Origin of the sequence: Vibrio sp. Vb1127 (assembly GCF_033338735.1) — a bacterium.
In the GTDB taxonomy this organism is placed as follows: Bacteria; Pseudomonadota; Gammaproteobacteria; order Enterobacterales; family Vibrionaceae; genus Vibrio; species Vibrio alginolyticus.
Genome location: NZ_JAWOTF010000001.1, coordinates 720,003 through 737,785, shown reverse-complemented (window position 1 = coordinate 737,785; position 17,783 = coordinate 720,003). Strand labels below are relative to the sequence as shown.

Here is a 17,783-nt window from a genome sequence, read left to right as displayed (position 1 = left end):
GAAATTGTAGGCGTCTTTATTACTGACTATAATCGAAAAACATTCCCATATTGGTGAGAAAAACTCACAGATGCGTCACCTGAAATCTTTTTATGTCTTCCACGTTGCGGCGAGTTCTTCAAGCTACACTGAAGCGGCTGACAAACTGAACATTACCCACGGAGCCGTGAGTAAGCAGATCAAGCAACTTGAGCAATATCTGTCTCAACCTTTGTTCTTCAAAGAGGGCAGGAAAGTCGTGTTGACGGCAGAAGGCGAATTACTCAAGACATACACAGAAACGGCATTCCAAACGCTAGAAACAGGCGTGAATACGCTTATTCAAGAGAAGCATCAGCATCTTGAAGTGTCTTGTGAACCGACATTAACCATGCGCTGGTTGATGCCAAGGTTGGCCGCGTTTAATGATGAACACCGTGCTGATGTTCGTTTGTCGACGGCTGGTGGCCCGGTAACATTAGGATCAACTGGGCTTTCGATGGCGATTCGTCGAGACGATTTTGCGCAGCATCACGATTACGACAAAACCATTCTTGTGGAAGAGTGGGTGGGGCCGGTATTTTCTCCTGAGTATTGGCAATCCATTAAAGACAATTTGAAAGCAGCTCGATTGTTGAATAGCCAAACCAGACCGAATGCTTGGGCGGATTGGCAGCAATCAACACGTTGTGAAACTTTCAACGGCAACACTCAGCAATCATTCGCGCATTTTTATTTTTGCATACAAGCCGCAGTGGATGGCTTAGGCGTCGCAATGGGATCGTATCCTTTTGTCATGGACGATATTAAGCGTGGTAATTTGGTCGCACCATTTGGGTTTTCTCCATCAAGTTGCAATTACGTTTTATTGAGTCAAGATAAAAAGCGTACAGAACTCGAACATAAATTTATCACGTGGTTACAAACGCAAATGGCAGAGTGTGTGCCACTGTCATCACAGCAGATCACGCAAGGCGAATAGAAGGCATAGAGCGAGATTACGTCAGTCAGTTTTATGGAAAAAGGCTTAGGAAATTGGAAATGGAAAACCTCAATATTGTTGAAATCAAATCATTTGTTCCGGCGAAAGATTACGCGCTATCAAAACGCTTTTATGAGGCGATTGGCTTTGAAATGGCGTCGGACTTCGGTGATGTAGCATACTTCTCTCAAGGTAGCTGCGCGTTTCTTTTACAGAATTTTTATGAGCCAGAACACGGCAATAACTTCATGATGCACTTGCTCGTAGAAGACGCAGAAAGTTGGCATCAGCACTTATCCAAAGTGGGTCATGAGGAATTTGGTTCGCGTTTGACAGAGCTAGTCGAGCAACCTTGGGGCATGCGCGAATGTTGTTTGTTTGACCCTAGTGGCGTTTTATGGCGAATTGGCCAGAACATGAATACTGACTAAAGCCAGTCTTATTTTCACCGCATCTACGCGCAGGTATTGAGATCTCGATATCTGCGCGTTTTCTTTTTTACTTAGCCTTGCCAACGTTTGTAGCGCACTCACGCCTTTTTCGAGGTGGTGTGCGATGGGCTAACGCCAAAAAACTCCTCAAGCAGCATGGCTTTGAGTTCCGCTCTGACTTCTGCGCCACCGATTAACGCCAAAAGTGCGAGTCCTCCTGGAATAAGGATGACCATTAATATCGGTCTTAAAATATACGAAAAGCAGAAGATGGTCGGGAAGAAAATCAATCCTTGGCCTAGTTTGTTTAATACGTACATGAGCGATTCCTTTTGTTTTTATATAAAATGAGCATGCTCAATTTTATAAATGAGCGCGCTCAATTTGTCAATCTCAACCACGCAAGGTATGATCCTTTCAGGCTCATTAAGCAGACACATCAATGACGAAGCGACAACAAACCAGAGATAAAATTCTAAAAGCCGCATGGGCATCTTTTGCTCAAAATGGCTATGACATGACGACCACAAGGCAGATAGCGAGAGAAGCAGGAGTAGCCGATGGTACAGTGTTTAGCCATTTCCCGACTAAACTGTCGATTTTGCGCGAAGGGATGCTGGCGCAACTGCAACAGATCAGCCAAGAAACGCTAGTCAGTGTGGAAGGTAAAACCGATATCGACATTGGTTTGGCGCTGACGGAGAAATACTATCGCTACTATTTTGCGAACGTTGAGCTGAGCCGAGCTTTGTTGAAAGAAGTGATTTGGGATTTGGATTATTATCAGTCGTTTAACCAAGCTTTGTTTCAATCTGTAAACGGAAGCTCCGTCCTTGAGGGAAAAATACCGCTGATTTTTGACTGCTATTTTATGACGTTAATCTCGCACTTGAGCCGTGCAGAACCGGATGTTGAAGCGGCACTTGAAGAGTTTCATGCTAAGTTTCAGCAAATCATTGCGACTGCATAACATGGCCCCAACGCAGGATCTGAAAGAATATACTGCCTGTCATTTTATTTGCTGGACTCCCATTTTCTCGTTTCAGTTGGCGTCTCACCAAATAGCCGCTTGTAGCTTTGACTGAACTGCCCGAGATGGAAAAAACCAAAGTCAAAAGCAATTTCTGCAATTGTTCGATTATCTTCAGGGCTTTGTAGCACTCTACGTACTTGATTCAGGCGCATTCGATGTATGAACTGCTTTGGGGAAGTATTACAGCAATGTTCAAAGGTGTACTGTAGTGTGCGACGACTGACGTGTACTGCGTCACACAGTTCACTGACGGTTATCGGTGTACGGTAGTCTAGATCCTGTAGCTGTTGTTTTATACGGTGCATCACGTGTTGACGATGAGAGCTTGATATCGGATGGCTCGTGTGCAGTGAACTGAGTGAGAACAACTCCAGCACAATATCTTTTAAGATTGCTTGATGTGTGGTTTCAGACCATCTTGGCTCGGCGGAACCAAGTAACGTGCCTAAGTAGTATTTAAGTTGTTGAATGTGTTTTTCCGTCAAACCCGTTAAGTGTAATGTGTTGTTTTGGATACTCCCAAGCTCAAGTTGATTTTCTATGATGTGAACGAAGTTTTTGTCGAGCACTATTCCATAGATAGAAAACTGCTCCGGTGTCATTAACTCAAAATCAGCGCCACCTTGCCTAAGCAAAAGTTGGCTTGAATTAAACTGACTGTGATTTAGGTGTAGCGGCTTATTTTCCGCACTCAAACCCAACCAAATACCTCCCTCTTCAACCCTGCATTGCTGTCTTAGCGAGCGGTTACTGTCTTCACGAAACACATGGAAATTGGGAAATCGTCGTTCTCGAATTTGACCTAAAAATCGACCATCGCTGAGTTGGTCATATTCCTGTTGCCAGTTTATCAGACTCGCAGCTTGTTGGTTTGCATCCTTAGTGTGATGGATGCACAGCATTGGTGCAGTTTGGGGTATTTGGTTACTCATCCTTGTGATGCTCATTCCTTTTTTGTGAGTCATGTTGGAGCAGTATTTACATAACTCATTGTTTATTATTGGTTTATAAATGTTGCCAGTTTTTGATAACGCTACGGAACACATTTGGCAATACTTTCTTAAAGCTTATTGATAGTTCAGCAAAAAGCGAACCAAATAGTGAAGAGGAAGAGCAATGACGGCAACTTATCGTCGGCAACAAGGAAGTAAAGTCTATACCTTTAAGTCATTAGCTGACTTGATGGCGAAAGCGACACCGGAGCGCTCAGGCGATGCGTTAGCCGGGGTTTGTGCTCAGTCAGCGGCAGAACGTGTAGTCGCACAAATGGCGCTGTCTGAGTTACCACTTAAAACGTTTCTTAACGAGGCGGTTATTCCATACGAAAGCGACGATATCACTCGTCTAATTATCGATACGCATGACCTTGAAGCCTTTAAGCCGATTGAGCACTTGACGGTCGGAGATTTTCGAAATTGGCTGCTGAGTGAAGAAGCCGATGGTGAAACGTTGGCTAAAATTCGTCAAGGTTTAACACCAGAAATGGTGGCCGCAGTCAGTAAGATTATGCGCAACCAGGATTTGATTCTCGTTGCTAAAAAATGCCAAGTTGTCACGGCTTTTCGGAATACGATTGGTTTGCCGAGTCGCCTGTCTACTCGCTTACAGCCGAATCATCCCACTGATTCTCTCAACGGTATCGCAGCGACCATTTTTGATGGTCTGATGTACGGAAATGGCGACGCGGTTATCGGTATCAATCCGGCAACAGATAATGTGCCTCAAGCTATCAAGTTAATGAACTTAATGGATGAGGTGATTCAACACTATCAAATACCGACTCAGTCTTGTGTGTTAACTCATGTAACGAACACGATCGAAGCCATTGAAATGGGTGCACCAGTCGATCTCGTTTTTCAGTCGATAGGTGGCACGCAAGGGACGAATGATACCTTCGGAATCGACTTGTCGATTTTGAAAGAGGCCCATGAAGCCGCGTTGTCTTTGAATCGAGGTAGCGTAGGAAACAATGTGATGTATTTTGAAACCGGACAAGGTACCGCGCTGTCTGCGAATGCATTTCATGGGGTCGATCAACAGACTTGTGAAGCCCGTGCTTATGCTGTCGCGAAACAGTTCGATCCTTTGTTGGTTAATACAGTTGTTGGGTTTATTGGCCCTGAGTATCTGTTTGATGGCAAACAGATCATTCGTGCTGGGCTTGAAGATCATTTCTGTGGGAAGTTGCTTGGTTTACCTATGGGTTGCGATATCTGTTACACCAATCATGCCTATGCCGATCAGAATGACATGGATAACTTGCTGACACTATTAGGTGTGGCCGAGTGCTCGTTCATCATGGGTATTCCAGGGTCTGATGACATCATGCTCAACTATCAAACTACCTCATTTCACGATGCCCTTTACGCAAGAAAAGTACTCGGTTTGAAGCCAGCACCAGAGTTTGAACAATGGTTAATGGAGATGCAGATTTTCGAGAGCGTGCAAGACGTTCGGTTAAGTGAGCAAATCTCTCGCTCGTTTTCGGGAGCAATTAACCAAGTGAATAAGGGGTATTCTCATGGGTAAAGTAATCACCATTGCTCAGTCCCCACAAGATGAGTCTGAAGTTGTCACACATAACCCTTGGGGCAAGTTACGCGACTTCACCTCTGCTCGGATCGCTCTGGGTCGCAGCGGGAACAGTGTACCAACCAACGAGTTACTCTCATTTCAGCTGGATCACGCCCAAGCTATGGATGCAGTGCATTGCAGTTTGAATGTTGACTCTCTCGTTGCTGGTTTATCGGACTCTTACTCGATTCTTGAAAATACCTTAGAACCTCCTGTCATAGTTAGCAGTCAAGTGAGTGACCGGCTTATGTACCTGCAAAGGCCCGATTTAGGAAGGCTGCTTGATGAATCTTCTTGGCAAACGCTCAACTCGATAGCAAATGAGCATAACACTGACATTGATCTTGCGATTGTTATTGCTGATGGACTTTCTTCCGTCGCAATTCAAAACCATGCCGTGCCTGTTGTTACTCGATTGATTTCTCTTTTAAGCGCTGGTGATGAACATCAATGGAAATTCGCACCTATCACAATCGTAAAGCAAGGAAGAGTAGCGGTAGGGGATGATGTTGGTGAATGTTTTAACGCCAAGGCCGTGCTGGTTTTAATTGGAGAGAGACCCGGTCTAACTTCTCCGGATAGCATGGGTATGTATCTCACTTGGGGGGCTAAACGAGGCTCTAAAGATTCCCAAAGAAACTGCATTTCCAATGTGCGCCCTCAGGGGCTCAACTATGACGATGCCTGTGAACGCGCATTTTACTTGCTCAAGGAAGCTCGAAAATTACAACTGTCAGGAGTGAATCTGAAAGATCGCTCAGATATCAATGAGCCAAGTGGCGCAAGCGTTGAAGATAAACACAGCGACAACTTTTTAATTTCATCAAAGTAGAAGGATTTACTATGTCTAAACATCAGGAGTACTTGGCCAAAAGGCAGCTAAAAAGAGGCACCGCAGGTTGGATTTTACTTGCTGGCTTAGGTGTCTCGTATGTTATATCTGGTGACTTCGCCGGTTGGAACTTTGGCATCGCTCAAGCAGGATGGGGAGGCTTTCTTATTGCTGCTATCGCGATGGCAGTAATGTATTTCACGCTAGTATTGTCTTTAGCTGAAATGTCTGCGGCTATTCCTGCTGCGGGTGGTGGTTACAGCTTCGCAAGACAGGCGATGGGGCCGACAGGCGGCTTTTTCACTGGCTTATCAGTTTTGATTGAATATGCGCTCGCGCCTGCTGCGATAGTGATTTTTATTGGCTCAGCCGTGAATGAATTGGTTGGTATCGATGGCCCTGTTGTTTACGCACTTTTCTACGCCGTCTTTATCGCTATTCATATGGCAGGTGTTGGCGAAGCTCTCAAAGTGATGATGGTCATCAGCGGTTTGGCTGTGCTAGCTATTCTCATTACTGCTGCTGTGCTTATTGGTCACTTTGATGTTAATAACTTATTCGATATTGCTCCGGCGACGGCTCAGGCAACAGAAATCTTGCCGTTTGGGTGGTATGGCGTATGGGCTGCGTTGCCATTTGCAATGTGGTTGTTTCTTGCGGTTGAAGGTGTGCCTTTAGCGGCAGAGGAGGCAAAAAATCCGGCAAAAGATGTTCCCAAAGGCATCATTGGTGCGATGCTGTTTTTATTGCTAACCGCAACTCTCGTAGTCGTCCTTTTGGCTGGTGCGGTTGGCTCAAAGGTCATAGGCGATAGCGCGGTGCCATTAGTTGACGCCCTAAAGCTTACGGGCAATTCAACGGTAGCAATGGCCGTGAACTTACTTGGATTGGCTGGCCTTATCGCTTCTTTCTTTTCAATCATTTATGGTTACAGTCGCTTGGTGTTTGCGCTTTCCCGCGCGGGTTATTTACCGCAAACTTTGTCATTAACCAGTGACAAAAAAGTGCCTTCTCGTGCGCTTTTGGTTCCGGGCGTTTTTGGGTTCTTGGTTTCACTTACGGGTGAGGGGGACTTAATCTTGGCGATGGCTGTTGTCGGTGCGACTGTATCGTACGCATTAATGTCCTTGAGCCATATTTTATTGCGAATTAAACAGCCGGAATTAACTCGTCCATATAAAACGCCTGGTGGGATAATTACTTCGAGTATTTCTCTGGTGCTTTCTTTGATCGCAATGACAGGTGTTTATGCTTTTGATCCCTCAGCCTTTTTCATGACAATGGGATTGTTTCTTATCGGTGGTGTTTATTATGGGTTATACAGCCGCAACAAACTGGTGGCAGCAACCGCCGAGGAAGAGTTTGCCATGCTGTCTGTAGCAGAGCTAGAGCTTGAATCAGATGTCGTACGATAGTCACTTTGATTCTTGTTATTCAGCATATTAAGGGAGCCATAGGCTCCCTTTGTCATTTCTATCAAAAGTGCATAGCGCACAAATGCATCACTTTAACTTTATAAGTGTTTAATCATGTGAAAGTCTAGTCTGGATAACGATGGCGCAGATCCATCACAGGTAAAGGTTAAGTTTTCAAGGAAAGATCATGATAAACAAGGTATTTAATACACTTTTGGGAACAGAGTTACCGATTATTCAAGCGCCAATGGCCGGTGTGCAAGACAGCCAAATGACCATCGCCGTCAGTAATGTTGGCGGGCTTGGCTCGTTACCTTGTGGAATGCTGAACAAAGACGCCATCGTAAAAGAACTTCAACTTATCAAGCAGGCAACTAACCGACCGTTTAACCTCAATTTCTTTTGCCATGAAATGCCGGAGTATGACGCCAACAAGCACGAAAAGTGGCAAAAAACGCTGCAACCGTATTTTTCCGAGGTTGATGCAACCGTTCAGGCTCAGCCAAACGCTCCGACAAGGATGCCTTTCAATCATGATATTGCTGACGCGATTGAACCATTTGCACCGCCAGTGATCAGTTTCCACTTTGGTTTGCCAGACGATGATCTGTTAGCTCGAATTAGAGGGTGGGGAGGGAAGATCCTTTCGTCAGCGACCACGGTGGACGAAGCACTTTGGCTAGAAGCAAAAGGCGTTGACGGTATTATCGCCCAAGGCTTGGAGGCTGGTGGACACCGAGGTATGTTTTTATCGGATGATTTAACTACTCAATTAAGTTTGATGGCGTTATTACCACAAATCGCCAAACGGGTGAATTTGCCCGTTATTGCTGCAGGCGGAATCGCTGATAGAAGTGGGGTGGAAGCCGCGTTGAGATTAGGAGCGAGTGCCGTTCAAGTTGGCAGCGTCTATTTGTTGTGTGATGAGGCGAAAACATCGTCTTTACATCGATATGCCATTGCCAGTGAACGCGCGCAACATACCGCAGTGACCAATGTTTTCTCGGGCCGACCAGCGAGAGGCATTGTGAATCGCGCGATGTCGGAGCTAGGCTACATCAGTGAGTTTGCGCCGAAATTCCCATACGCCTCCATTGAAATGGCTCAACTAAGAGCGCTTATGGAAAAGCAAAACCGAGATGAATTCACACCGTTGTGGTGCGGACAAAACTCGTCGGGTTGTAAGGAAATATCGGCGGCAGAAATGACATTGTCATTAGTGGAAGGCATCGATTTAAACTGATATGCATCTTGCCTTTTAAAGCGATGCTGACCGAATGGTTACGAGTTATCCCTGTATTTATGTAGTAAATCTAATGGGATGTGGCAGTAATCATTCGGAAAGTTTGTGAGTCTGTCTTGGTGCTCATCATCACTTGGCACATAATTTGTGAGTGGCAGTACTTCTACGGCGATCTTGTCGGCGTCCGGTCGTGCTGCGATAAACGCTTTCGCGATGGTGAGATGCTGTTCGTTTTGGCTATAAACACCAGTACGGTACTTCTCACCTACGTCTTCACCTTGCTTGTTAACGCTGTAAGGGTCGATTATCTCAAACAAATACCCCATTAAAGTTTCAACCGAAACTTGCTCAGCATCGAACTGGGTTTTCACGCACTCTGCGTAGCCATCGTATTCGGATTGAGTGTTATCCGTTGTGCCATTTGCTCGCCCGGCTTCTGTGTTGATTACGCCCGGAAGGTGGCGCATAAATTCTTGCACGCCCCAAAGGCAGCCGCCTGCGAAGTAAATTTCTTCCATTACTTTTATCCTAGTCTCTATCGTTGTTGGGATGTAGGGAGTTAACCCCTCTTCTTCCATCCCATTTTCGTTGCCCTATTATCTGTTGATGGGAGCGATATTCGCAAGGTACAGCTTGGCTAATCAGACCACGCGTTTTTTCCTTTTTACTTTCAAGTTCTTTTCTTATGAAACATCAGGTGAGTATACTGTAAGCTCATCAATAAGGAGCGAACCTGTGAACCCAAGACAAAATGAAATCCTGCAATTAGTGAACGACCGTAAACGCGTTCAAGTCACAGAGCTTTCTGACATCATTGGCGTGTCGGGTGTGACCATCAGACAGGATTTGAACTTTCTGGAGCAACAGGGCTACCTAAAGCGCGTTCACGGCGCAGCTACCGCGTTGCAAAGTGATGACATTGATGCCCGCCTAGAAGTACGTTTCGATATTAAACAATCGCTCGCAAACCAAGCTGCGGATTTGGTCGCACCGAATGAGACAGTGCTGATTGAAGGAGGCAGTGCCAATGCGTTGTTGGCTCGGACATTGGCTGAGCGCGGCGATGTGACCATCATTACGCCATCGGCGTATATCGCCCATCTCATCCGTAACACTTCTGCCAACATTATCTTGCTTGGTGGCGTGTATCAGCACCAAGGCGAGAGCTTGGTCGGACCGCTGACTAAGTTGTGTATTGAGAACATTCATTTCAGCACGGCCTTCTTGGGTATTGACGGCTTCCATCAAGACACTGGCTTTACTAGCCGCGACATGATGCGTGCTGAGATCGCAGAAACCATCATTGCGAAAAAAAGGCGCAATATTGTTCTAACGGATTCTAGTAAATTTGGGCAAATTTATCCCTCATCAATTGGTAATACTGACGAAATATCAGTGCTGCTGACTGACAAAGCCGCTCCGAAAAGCGACCTTGAACAAATCAAAAAGCGAGGTGTGGAAGTTATATTAGGCTGATTAAGCCACGCTTCGTTTTCGCTTCGCGAGCATTGCTGTTGGGGAGAAACCGGTGACTAGCATAGTGCCGCTAAGCACTAGAATTGTTCCTATGATGGTGTTAGAACCGACGGGCTCATCTAGCACCAAGTAGCCCCATAAGATACCAAAAACAGGAACAAGAAAAGTGACAGTCAGTGCTGACGCTGGGCCGATATCAGAAACTAAGCGGAAATAGAGCAAATAAGCGAACCCTGTGCATACAACGCCGAGCGTGACAACAGAGCTCCATTCGAAATGACTTGGTTCTGCACGCATTGGTAAGAATGGTAGCAGCGGCAGTACCCAAATAACCGCCGCCCACATGCTGCCGTGAGCATTGTCAAAAGCAGGTACTTGTGGCGCATTTTTAGTGTAGTTGGTAGCAATGCCATAGCTGAAAGAAGCCATCAAACTGGCGGCAATAGGGAGCATGGCTTCTTCACCTATGGTTGAAGTATCTAAGCCGACCAAGACTGCAACGCCTCCAATGCCTATTAGCATACCGAGAACAGATTTCGCTGTGAGTGGGCTGCGGTACCAAACAAAGCCAACTAGTGCTCCCCATATTGGGGCGGTTGAGTTCAATATTGCTAAAGTTGATGCATTCAGTGTCTGGGCTGCGTACGCAAAGAGTAAAAATGGAACTGCGCTATTGAATAAGCCAATAATAAAGAAGTGTTTAGTATGCGCAGTTAACGTGAGTTTCTTCTTCAAATATACGGCGATCAATAACAAAGCGACGGCGGCAAATGTAACTCGAAATTCGATTAAGTAAGCCGGCCCGAATGTGTTGGCGGCGACTCGCATAAACAGAAACGAGCCACCCCAAATAGCAGCGAGGCAGAGTAAGCGAAAAAAACTGACGGCAGTCATTTGACATCCTTGGTCGAGGTCTAGCGCCTCATCGATTAATTGTTGCGCTAACAGTGAATTAAACCAAGGATGAGGTCAACCAGAAATGTAATGCCAGTTCCGGATCTGGCTAGCTTGGGCTCACGTTGATGGTGTGTTGTTGATTTGTGATGACTTAATGGCTCTCTGACCATACTGCGAATTCATTTCCACTCGGTTCAGTGAAGTGGAATCGACAGCCGCCGGGGAATTCGAAAATAGGGCGGATAACTTTTCCACCATGCAGCTCTACTTTTGTCTGAGTGGCCTGAATGTCTGAGCTATAAAATACTAAAAGTGCGCCACCATTTGCGGTTTGGTTTATAAACTCAGATTTGAAGAATCCGCCATCCAACCCTTGTCCTGAAAATGCAGAATATTCTGGACCATAATCGGTAAAGCTCCAGTCAAAAGCACGCTCAAAAAATTGTTTGGTCGCACTGACATTAGTGGAACCAAATTCAACGTAATTCAATTTTTCATGTTGATGCATGGTGAAATCCTTCTCGGTTACTATCGTTTCTAGGCGAACTTTTCTACGATGATGTCGTCCGCTTTTTCGACAAATAATGCGCCATTATCTCTGAGCTCTGTCAGCACATTCTCTACATTATCAGGCAGCACCGCACGAGTTGAAGCAAGATTAACTACCACATTGTAGCCAAGTTCCAGCGCTTGCATGACGGATTTTTTCACGCAAAAGTCTAAGGCAAGGCCACCGATAACTAAGGTATCAATCCCGTTGAACTTTAGAAATTCATGCGCGCCTGTCGTTTTGGTGTCGGCAATATCATGGAAAAAAATACCGTAAGGGTGTGCGTCAGGATCCATACCTTTATTAACTTGAAAATCATAGTCCAACACGGGTGGTAAGCCATCTAGCAGCTCAGAACCTGTTGTGCCAAGCACACAGTGACGGTTCCACTTTATATCCACATTCGGTAAACCAACGGGCTCAAGCATATTGGATGGCGATTCTGCATCCCACTTTGCTTTTGGTGGGTGTAAGTCACGACTGACCAGTTTTAATCGGCCTTTGGCATGATTGTTCAAAAGTTCCGGTACGATTTCCAACGCACCTGCAACGGGCAGTTCATCTGGACATAACTCACTAAAGCCTTTCTCTGGATCAACGTCGATCACTGCTGTAGTTTGATAGTTTACTCGAACAGTCATGGCAGACTCCTTGTCTGTCTGATTGTCTGCGTTTATCCACGCAAACAGTTTTGAAAAAAGGTTACTTCGTCGCTAGTCAGCGTATATACCATTGCGGGTTTTCCACCTTTGCCTTTGTTGGTTGAAGCGACTTTATTAGTGGGTTTTAGTACGCCTGAATCTATCAAGCGGCGCTTAATCGTCATTCGGCTGATATCAATACCAAACTCTTGATAAGCAGAAATGATGTCCGCAACCAAAAACTCTTTGTCTAATGCAAACAAAAGAACCGATGTGTATTCAATGGATGCACGAAGCTTTTGCCACGCTTTTTCAATGGTTTTTTGATGATCAAATGCGAGAGTCTCTTCTCCATTGAGAATAGCCTGTAGCGAAAACCATTTAAGTTGGCATTCCGGTACACCTGCATTATTTATTTGCTCTACATTGTTACGATCAACTAAGGCGTAGTGCGTAATGTTTAAGCTCCAGTCTTCTGGATCGCGTTTTGGATCACCGTCGATAAACGCTTCGCTAAAATGGCGAGGGTAGGTATGGATTTTCTCACGGCAAATTCGGCGACGCGCCGCTTCAAAGTTTTCATCGGCCGGGCGTCCGCCTTCACTGGTTAAGTCTTTATCAAAGACAAATCCGCCCGGTAGTGCCCAGACTCCATGGTATGGCCGATTTGGATTTGAACGTTTAATCAACAACACTTCCAATCCCTTATCGGCACAGCCAGATAGCCTGAATGGAATAATGTCGACAGATACGATCATGGTTGGGTCCTAATATTGATTTGTAAGTAATCTAGCGCATAACAAGTGGTCAATCAATGGGTAAGTAACGAGTTGTTAGAAACGTTTTTGGTAGTGTTCGTAATACGGTTTGAGCATAAATTTACGGATGACTCTGACTTATTCACAATGCTTGCTCGAATTCTAGACAAAAAAACCTTATAAAAATGAGTGGTTAGTAACAAAAGTTGACAAACTATAGATGGGTGTTTATTGTTTACGCAAATTAGTTAGTAACAAAAAGTTATATACCCAGGAAGGGCATGTAGAAGGGCACCTAATGACCACCAAACTATTTTCTTCCCGCATCATTCAAAGCGCTTTGGATTTCGATGTCTACAAAGTCAATATGATGAGTGCTGTAACAGCGCTTTACCCTGATGCGATGGTGTCATATAAGTTTATCGTGCGCAGTGAGGAAGACCTTTCTGAGCTTTTGCCTGAGGTAAAAGCCGAAGTCCTTAAACTGCAAGATATTCAATTTACGCAAGAAGAAATTGAATATATTAAGCGTGTTGCGCCTTACCTGAATCCTGACTTTGTTGATGCACTGCGCCATTTCCGTTTCAACCCACAAAGTGATGTCTCTTTCCATAATAAAGCCATGGCTGATGGCTCAAGCCAGTTAAGAATTACCATTAACGGTTTGTGGCGAGATACCATCTTGTACGAAACGGTCATCATGAGCATCGTGTCTGAAGTTCGTAGCCGTCAGCGTTGGTCAGATATCCCTGTTGTGCAATTTACCACTGTTTTAGAAGAGAAAATTCGGCACCTAAAGTCGGAACTAAAACGTCGTAACATCACTAACTTTAAATTTTCTGACATGTCGACGCGTCGACGTTTTTCCTTCCAAGCTCAGCGCACTATGCTGGAATATTTGTGCCAGGAAGTGCCGGAATGTTTGACAGGAACAAGCAACTATCACTTAGCAAAAGAGCTAAACTTGACGCCTATCGGCACGGTTGCTCATGAATGGTTTATGGGACACCAAGCTCTGGTGAATGTGCGAGATTCGCAAAAAGTGGCGTTGCAACGTTGGCAAAAAATGTTTAACGGTGCACTAGGTATTGCGTTAACCGATACGATTGGTATCGATGCTTTCCTTAAAGACTTTGATGAAGAACTAAGTAACGCGTACTTCGGTGTACGTCACGATAGTGGTTGCCCTTATAGCTGGGGTGAAAAAATGATTGCACACTACCAGTCGCTGAATATAGACCCATTAACAAAAACACTGGTGTTTACCGACGGACTTAACTTCGAACAAGCGTTAGATATTTGCGAGTATTTCCAAGGACGTATTCAGGTGAGTTTTGGTATCGGTACTTTTCTTGCCAATGATATGGGTGATTATGTCAATAAAGATGGTGAAGCCTACCAGCCACTTTCTATCGTGATAAAAATGGTCACGTGCAATGGTTCACCGGTCGCCAAAATCAGTGACGAACCTGAGAAAGCCATGTGTGAAGATATCTTCTTTTTGATGAATCTCAAGCGCCGCTTTGAACAACCTCTTGATTTAAATGAGTGTCGTAAAATGATTGATCGTTTAGAAACTGAAGGTCAAAATTATCTCATCGACGCGTAGGCGTTATCTTCTCTCCATGATAAGCACCCTCTATCGTTACGACAAATTTATATAGGTAAACGTGGAGGGTGATTTCGTTATAGTAATATACAGAAGTAACCAGATACAGCGCAGGAAAGCACTCAAAAGTTGATGTGTTATCTGCCTTTGATAGGTGTAAATCGATACGTTACAGCATCGTGGACGGTGTATCTCATCCGACACTAAACTCAGTCTAATCACGTAGTTTATTCCCACGTACCATGAGCTCACTCGGGTATAGACGTCTATCTGCTTTTATGACTTTGGGCTTCACGTAGTTGCTTGAATCAGGAGTCAAAATGAACCTAGTAGTACATTTGCAAAAGAAAGCGATCCGAAAATATGGCTATGAGATGGCCACTCGTCAAGCATGGAAATGTGGCATCAAGGCAAATCTTGTTAAGCGCGTGATCGGCCTTTTTAAAGGACAAATTGTTTGTGTGGTTGAAGGTTGCCGAGCAGAGTTTTCTTCTCCTCTTAATAACCCCCTTCACGAAGATGACAAGCAGGGGCGATATGTGTTTGTTGGCGGTGTATGCTGGGAACCAAATAACATTATAGCGCCTGGTTTCCCTGATTTTATGTTTATGCACGTGCGTAATCTAAGCCACCGTCATAAGTATTTAACGGATGACGAACTATTTTTGAGCTTGGCTTAAAAATAAATCTCATAGACTAGTCCAGCCCAATCATAATCAGTAGTGATACAGTTTTAGCTCTGTTGACATTCTGCTGAGTGTTTCTTGACGTACCTCTTATAAAACAGTGTTTCTTTACTTGTTAATAACAGAGGGTTTGTTTTCGTCTGATGTGATTTCCCTTTTGCGATTTACCATAACGCTCATCAAAGCAAACCATACTGGGATGTAAATCATGAATATGAAATCTATCGCAATTGCAACGGCAGTTGTTGCTGTACTAGCAGGCTGTAAAGACAAAACGCCACCAGCTCCAACTCAAGCAAACATTACTTTGGTTGAAGCGGTGACTGAAACGGTGAAAAAGCCGCACCAAGTATGTAAAGACGTGGTAGTAACCGAGCAAGTTGCCCCTGCGGATGACAATAAAATTATTGGTACGGTTGGTGGCGCAGCAGCTGGAGCAGCGCTGGGCAACCAAATCGGTGGTGGCTCAGGTAAAGTGATTGCAACTGCAGCTGGTACGATTGCTGGTGCACTGACAGGTCGTAAGATCCAGGAGAATGTGCAAAAAGGTGATGTAGTAACAACGACGAAAAAACAGTGTCATACAGAATATACGACATCTGATAAAGTAGTGGGTTACGACGTCACTTACGAAGTTTCAGGTGCACCAACGACGGTTCGTTTGGCGAGCAAGCCAGCGACAAAAACGTTCCCAATTCAAGATGGTAACGTTGTTCTACCACAATAGTTAGCGACTTAACCGAAGCGATTAACAAGCCCTTTTATCTTTGAGATGAAAGGGCTTTTTCACATAAGCGGCGTTTTCATCTGTTTTCCCATTGGAATGTGCGGCCAGAAATACCCGTTAATTTCCGCGTTCGATACAATCACTTTTCTTAAAGTACGAACGGAAAAAACATGGAAGATTTTTACCTGACCGAGCACGGTCTGGCTGGTTATTTCGAAGCGCAATGGTTCGACAAGTTCATTGAGGATCAACAGATTGAGATGATAACCAGTCGCTCAAAACAAGTCCCACTTTCTTTTTTGTCATCACCTCACTGCTCCCAAGTTGCTGATTTTATTGCGCAGGCGGTAATCGAAAGCAGCGTTCAGCCGTATTCCCTACTTGAGGTTGGGGCGGCGCTGGGAAGAAATTATTATGAGTTAGTGCAACGCTTACCTAACCTTAAAGAAGCGACGCTTGTGGAGCCTTCAAATAGGTTAATGGATGGCTTGAAGCAACTATTAATAGAAGAACAACGCGTCGAGCTTACTTACCTTCACGATGTGAACACCTTAAACACTTTAGAGGTAGAGAATAGAGATATCGTACAGAAATGTGCTCATGTTGATTTGACGCTAATTAACCAGCCATTTGAGCTCGATACTCTCCAATCTCGCTTTGATTTAGTCGTATGTTTAAATGTGATTGATCAATGTGAGTCGCCACTTAGCGTGATCAATGCTCTAAAAAAAACCACCAAGGTGGGTGGGCTGATCGTTGTCTCTTGCACTTATCAGTGGAACGCGAAACACATCAAAAATAAAGAAGAGGCGGTTGATGATATCAAAGAATACTTTGCTGAAGGCTGGCGTCTAGTGTCGGAAGCCGAGCATGAATATCGCATCCGGTTTAATGATCGCTTTGCAAGGCAGTTTTTATCTCACGTAGTCGCTTACGTAAAAACCGATTATAGCCACATAAAAAAACCGAGCACTTACGGCTCGGTTTTTTAGTCTTTGGGTTAGAGCACAACTTTAAGTAACGTGCGCTTCTTGTTGCTCTTGCAACTTTTTCTTACGACGTTCTTGTTTAGAAAGCCAAACCAGAGGCACAACAATCATAATGGTTCCTATTGCCATAAATATATCTGGCACTTCTCCAAACCAAATCAATCCCACAAACACGGCACCAATTAAGCCACTGTATTCAGCGCTGGCAATTTTGTTGCTATCGATCGAGCGGTAAGCGATGACACATGTTGCTGCATAAATCATGATGAACAGACTTGAGCCAGCAGCAACAGGGAAAGCACTCCAGTCCCAAGGTTCTGCTTCGATCAGAACAAGCAAGAAGGCTACTGGAATACCTGCCAAGTTTGTCATCAATAATGTTTGCATCACAGACTGATTTTTTGGCAGTTTTCGAATGAGCAAGTTATTGATTGCTAAAGTAATTGCAACAACTAAAGCTGAAATCGCTGCCCAATCGATTTGGTCTGGACGAATGATGACCAATACACCGGCAAAGCCCATTATCGCTGCGGCGACCGATTGTTTAGATAGCTGTTCGCCAAAAAAGATAGCTGCAAGCGGCAACATGATCAATGGCGCGGCGTAAAAGATCGCGTTCGCAGTTGCGAGCGGTAAAGATGAGATCGCCAAAACCATGAATATTGCACCAAGTAACCATACGTGAGCGCGAACAGCATGCCACTTAAACCCTTCAAGAAAAGGCGCATTTTTTGTTAGCAAGTAGACTGGCAGCAGGAAAAGCACCGCTGAAATTTGTCGGAAAAAGACAAATTGAAAAATAGGCACTTCATTTCCGACACTTTTAATTAAAGAGTCCGAAAGCACCGCAATGAGATTTCCAACAATTAATAGCAGCATCGCTGCTCCGACCGATGTAACTTTCACTTTTTCCTCTCCTCTTTCTTTGCCAAAGAGTAGGTGATGTCATAGGATGAAGTGA

Annotated in this window: 20 protein-coding genes; 12 read left to right on the top strand and 8 right to left on the bottom strand. The window is 44.7% G+C overall.

What is annotated here, in order from left to right:
• Positions 1–70: 70 nt before the first annotated feature.
• Together R7H07_RS03215 and R7H07_RS03210 are read left to right on the top strand one after the other, a co-directional pair.
• The gene (locus R7H07_RS03215; protein WP_005388706.1) at positions 71–961 is read left to right on the top strand and encodes a LysR family transcriptional regulator; all 891 of its coding nucleotides are present in this window, start codon (positions 71–73) and stop codon (positions 959–961) included.
• Between the two features lie 59 nt (positions 962–1,020).
• Positions 1,021–1,392, top strand: coding sequence for a VOC family protein (locus R7H07_RS03210; RefSeq protein WP_005373979.1), 372 nt, complete (start codon positions 1,021–1,023; stop codon positions 1,390–1,392).
• A 98-nt stretch (positions 1,393–1,490) separates the two neighbouring features.
• Here the strand turns inward: R7H07_RS03210 and R7H07_RS03205 are convergent, their stop codons facing one another.
• Entirely contained in the window at positions 1,491–1,712 is a 222-nt protein-coding gene (locus R7H07_RS03205) for a hypothetical protein (RefSeq protein ID WP_017635120.1), read from the bottom strand.
• 122 nt (positions 1,713–1,834) lie between these two features.
• Here R7H07_RS03205 and R7H07_RS03200 point away from each other — a divergent pair, with 122 nt between their 5' ends.
• Complete coding sequence (locus tag R7H07_RS03200) at positions 1,835–2,362, top strand: TetR/AcrR family transcriptional regulator (RefSeq protein ID WP_033906295.1); 528 nt, start codon at positions 1,835–1,837, stop codon at positions 2,360–2,362.
• Positions 2,363–2,406: 44 nt separating this feature from the next.
• Here R7H07_RS03200 and R7H07_RS03195 read toward each other — a convergent pair whose 3' ends face one another.
• Positions 2,407–3,357, bottom strand: a complete 951-nt coding sequence (locus tag R7H07_RS03195; protein WP_033906296.1) for a helix-turn-helix domain-containing protein — start codon at positions 3,355–3,357, stop codon at positions 2,407–2,409.
• Positions 3,358–3,541: 184 nt separating this feature from the next.
• On the opposite strand from R7H07_RS03195, the gene R7H07_RS03190 reads away from it, so the two are divergent.
• The 4 genes from R7H07_RS03190 to R7H07_RS03175 all read left to right on the top strand — a co-directional run bounded on the left by R7H07_RS03190 (position 3,542) and on the right by R7H07_RS03175 (position 8,489).
• Positions 3,542–4,954 carry an ethanolamine ammonia-lyase subunit EutB gene (locus R7H07_RS03190; RefSeq protein ID WP_053349343.1) on the top strand — a complete coding sequence of 471 codons (1,413 nt, stop codon included), beginning with the start codon at positions 3,542–3,544 and terminating at the stop codon, positions 4,952–4,954.
• On the top strand, positions 4,947–5,831 hold the full coding sequence (gene eutC, locus R7H07_RS03185; RefSeq protein WP_064354513.1) for an ethanolamine ammonia-lyase subunit EutC: 885 nt from the start codon (positions 4,947–4,949) through the stop codon (positions 5,829–5,831). The genes R7H07_RS03190 and eutC overlap by 8 nt, the downstream gene beginning before the upstream one ends.
• An 11-nt stretch (positions 5,832–5,842) precedes the next feature.
• Positions 5,843–7,246: an ethanolamine permease gene (gene eat / locus R7H07_RS03180; RefSeq protein WP_005373969.1), complete on the top strand. Its 1,404-nt coding sequence runs from the start codon at positions 5,843–5,845 to the stop codon at positions 7,244–7,246.
• Between the two features lie 187 nt (positions 7,247–7,433).
• On the top strand, positions 7,434–8,489 hold the full coding sequence (locus tag R7H07_RS03175) for an NAD(P)H-dependent flavin oxidoreductase (RefSeq protein ID WP_033906298.1): 1,056 nt from the start codon (positions 7,434–7,436) through the stop codon (positions 8,487–8,489).
• 38 nt (positions 8,490–8,527) lie between these two features.
• Here the strand turns inward: R7H07_RS03175 and R7H07_RS03170 are convergent, their stop codons facing one another.
• On the bottom strand, positions 8,528–9,007 hold the full coding sequence (locus tag R7H07_RS03170; protein WP_005388723.1) for a peptide-methionine (S)-S-oxide reductase: 480 nt from the start codon (positions 9,005–9,007) through the stop codon (positions 8,528–8,530).
• Positions 9,008–9,224: 217 nt separating this feature from the next.
• Between R7H07_RS03170 and R7H07_RS03165 the strand changes: the two genes are divergently transcribed.
• On the top strand, positions 9,225–9,965 hold the full coding sequence (locus tag R7H07_RS03165) for a DNA-binding transcriptional regulator YciT (RefSeq protein ID WP_054576166.1): 741 nt from the start codon (positions 9,225–9,227) through the stop codon (positions 9,963–9,965).
• On the opposite strand, the gene R7H07_RS03160 is transcribed toward R7H07_RS03165, so the two are convergent.
• The 4 genes from R7H07_RS03160 to R7H07_RS03145 form a co-directional block, all read right to left on the bottom strand.
• Positions 9,966–10,859 (bottom strand): DMT family transporter, encoded by an 894-nt coding sequence (locus tag R7H07_RS03160; protein WP_005373960.1) that lies wholly within the window; start codon positions 10,857–10,859, stop codon positions 9,966–9,968.
• Between the two features lie 154 nt (positions 10,860–11,013).
• The gene (locus R7H07_RS03155) at positions 11,014–11,370 is read right to left on the bottom strand and encodes a VOC family protein (protein WP_025768007.1); all 357 of its coding nucleotides are present in this window, start codon (positions 11,368–11,370) and stop codon (positions 11,014–11,016) included.
• A 29-nt stretch (positions 11,371–11,399) separates the two neighbouring features.
• Positions 11,400–12,053, bottom strand: a complete 654-nt coding sequence (locus R7H07_RS03150) for an isochorismatase family protein (protein ID WP_053307171.1) — start codon at positions 12,051–12,053, stop codon at positions 11,400–11,402.
• Positions 12,054–12,085: 32 nt separating this feature from the next.
• Positions 12,086–12,811 (bottom strand): NUDIX domain-containing protein, encoded by a 726-nt coding sequence (locus tag R7H07_RS03145; RefSeq protein WP_005373953.1) that lies wholly within the window; start codon positions 12,809–12,811, stop codon positions 12,086–12,088.
• A gap of 298 nt (positions 12,812–13,109) precedes the next feature.
• On the opposite strand from R7H07_RS03145, the gene pncB reads away from it, so the two are divergent.
• The 4 genes from pncB to R7H07_RS03125 all read left to right on the top strand — a co-directional run bounded on the left by pncB (position 13,110) and on the right by R7H07_RS03125 (position 16,825).
• On the top strand, positions 13,110–14,420 hold the full coding sequence (pncB, locus tag R7H07_RS03140) for a nicotinate phosphoribosyltransferase (RefSeq protein ID WP_206958708.1): 1,311 nt from the start codon (positions 13,110–13,112) through the stop codon (positions 14,418–14,420).
• A 320-nt stretch (positions 14,421–14,740) separates the two neighbouring features.
• On the top strand, positions 14,741–15,100 hold the full coding sequence (locus R7H07_RS03135; protein ID WP_005373947.1) for a hypothetical protein: 360 nt from the start codon (positions 14,741–14,743) through the stop codon (positions 15,098–15,100).
• Between the two features lie 214 nt (positions 15,101–15,314).
• On the top strand, positions 15,315–15,833 hold the full coding sequence (locus tag R7H07_RS03130; RefSeq protein WP_005373945.1) for a glycine zipper 2TM domain-containing protein: 519 nt from the start codon (positions 15,315–15,317) through the stop codon (positions 15,831–15,833).
• Between the two features lie 170 nt (positions 15,834–16,003).
• Entirely contained in the window at positions 16,004–16,825 is an 822-nt protein-coding gene (locus tag R7H07_RS03125) for a methyltransferase domain-containing protein (RefSeq protein ID WP_206958709.1), read from the top strand.
• A gap of 21 nt (positions 16,826–16,846) precedes the next feature.
• On the opposite strand, the gene R7H07_RS03120 is transcribed toward R7H07_RS03125, so the two are convergent.
• A complete protein-coding gene (locus tag R7H07_RS03120) occupies positions 16,847–17,728 on the bottom strand; it encodes a DMT family transporter (protein WP_206958710.1) in 882 nt (293 codons plus the stop codon).
• Between the last annotated feature and the right edge of the window lie 55 nt (positions 17,729–17,783).

What these genes read in the sequence shown, in the direction of transcription:
- R7H07_RS03160 (WP_005373960.1), bottom strand. Translation starts at nt 10,859, where the DNA reads ATGACTGCCGTCAGTTTTTTTCGCTTACTCTGCCTCGCTGCTATTTGG.
- R7H07_RS03125 (WP_206958709.1), top strand. Translation starts at nt 16,004, where the DNA reads ATGGAAGATTTTTACCTGACCGAGCACGGTCTGGCTGGTTATTTCGAA.
- R7H07_RS03150 (WP_053307171.1), bottom strand. Translation starts at nt 12,053, where the DNA reads ATGACTGTTCGAGTAAACTATCAAACTACAGCAGTGATCGACGTTGAT.
- R7H07_RS03195 (WP_033906296.1), bottom strand. Translation starts at nt 3,357, where the DNA reads ATGAGTAACCAAATACCCCAAACTGCACCAATGCTGTGCATCCATCAC.
- R7H07_RS03170 (WP_005388723.1), bottom strand. Translation starts at nt 9,007, where the DNA reads ATGGAAGAAATTTACTTCGCAGGCGGCTGCCTTTGGGGCGTGCAAGAA.
- R7H07_RS03200 (WP_033906295.1), top strand. Translation starts at nt 1,835, where the DNA reads ATGACGAAGCGACAACAAACCAGAGATAAAATTCTAAAAGCCGCATGG.
- R7H07_RS03135 (WP_005373947.1), top strand. Translation starts at nt 14,741, where the DNA reads ATGAACCTAGTAGTACATTTGCAAAAGAAAGCGATCCGAAAATATGGC.
- pncB (WP_206958708.1), top strand. Translation starts at nt 13,110, where the DNA reads ATGACCACCAAACTATTTTCTTCCCGCATCATTCAAAGCGCTTTGGAT.
- R7H07_RS03190 (WP_053349343.1), top strand. Translation starts at nt 3,542, where the DNA reads ATGACGGCAACTTATCGTCGGCAACAAGGAAGTAAAGTCTATACCTTT.
- R7H07_RS03215 (WP_005388706.1), top strand. Translation starts at nt 71, where the DNA reads ATGCGTCACCTGAAATCTTTTTATGTCTTCCACGTTGCGGCGAGTTCT.
- R7H07_RS03175 (WP_033906298.1), top strand. Translation starts at nt 7,434, where the DNA reads ATGATAAACAAGGTATTTAATACACTTTTGGGAACAGAGTTACCGATT.
- R7H07_RS03210 (WP_005373979.1), top strand. Translation starts at nt 1,021, where the DNA reads ATGGAAAACCTCAATATTGTTGAAATCAAATCATTTGTTCCGGCGAAA.
- R7H07_RS03205 (WP_017635120.1), bottom strand. Translation starts at nt 1,712, where the DNA reads ATGTACGTATTAAACAAACTAGGCCAAGGATTGATTTTCTTCCCGACC.
- eat (WP_005373969.1), top strand. Translation starts at nt 5,843, where the DNA reads ATGTCTAAACATCAGGAGTACTTGGCCAAAAGGCAGCTAAAAAGAGGC.
- R7H07_RS03130 (WP_005373945.1), top strand. Translation starts at nt 15,315, where the DNA reads ATGAATATGAAATCTATCGCAATTGCAACGGCAGTTGTTGCTGTACTA.
- R7H07_RS03145 (WP_005373953.1), bottom strand. Translation starts at nt 12,811, where the DNA reads ATGATCGTATCTGTCGACATTATTCCATTCAGGCTATCTGGCTGTGCC.
- R7H07_RS03155 (WP_025768007.1), bottom strand. Translation starts at nt 11,370, where the DNA reads ATGCATCAACATGAAAAATTGAATTACGTTGAATTTGGTTCCACTAAT.
- eutC (WP_064354513.1), top strand. Translation starts at nt 4,947, where the DNA reads ATGGGTAAAGTAATCACCATTGCTCAGTCCCCACAAGATGAGTCTGAA.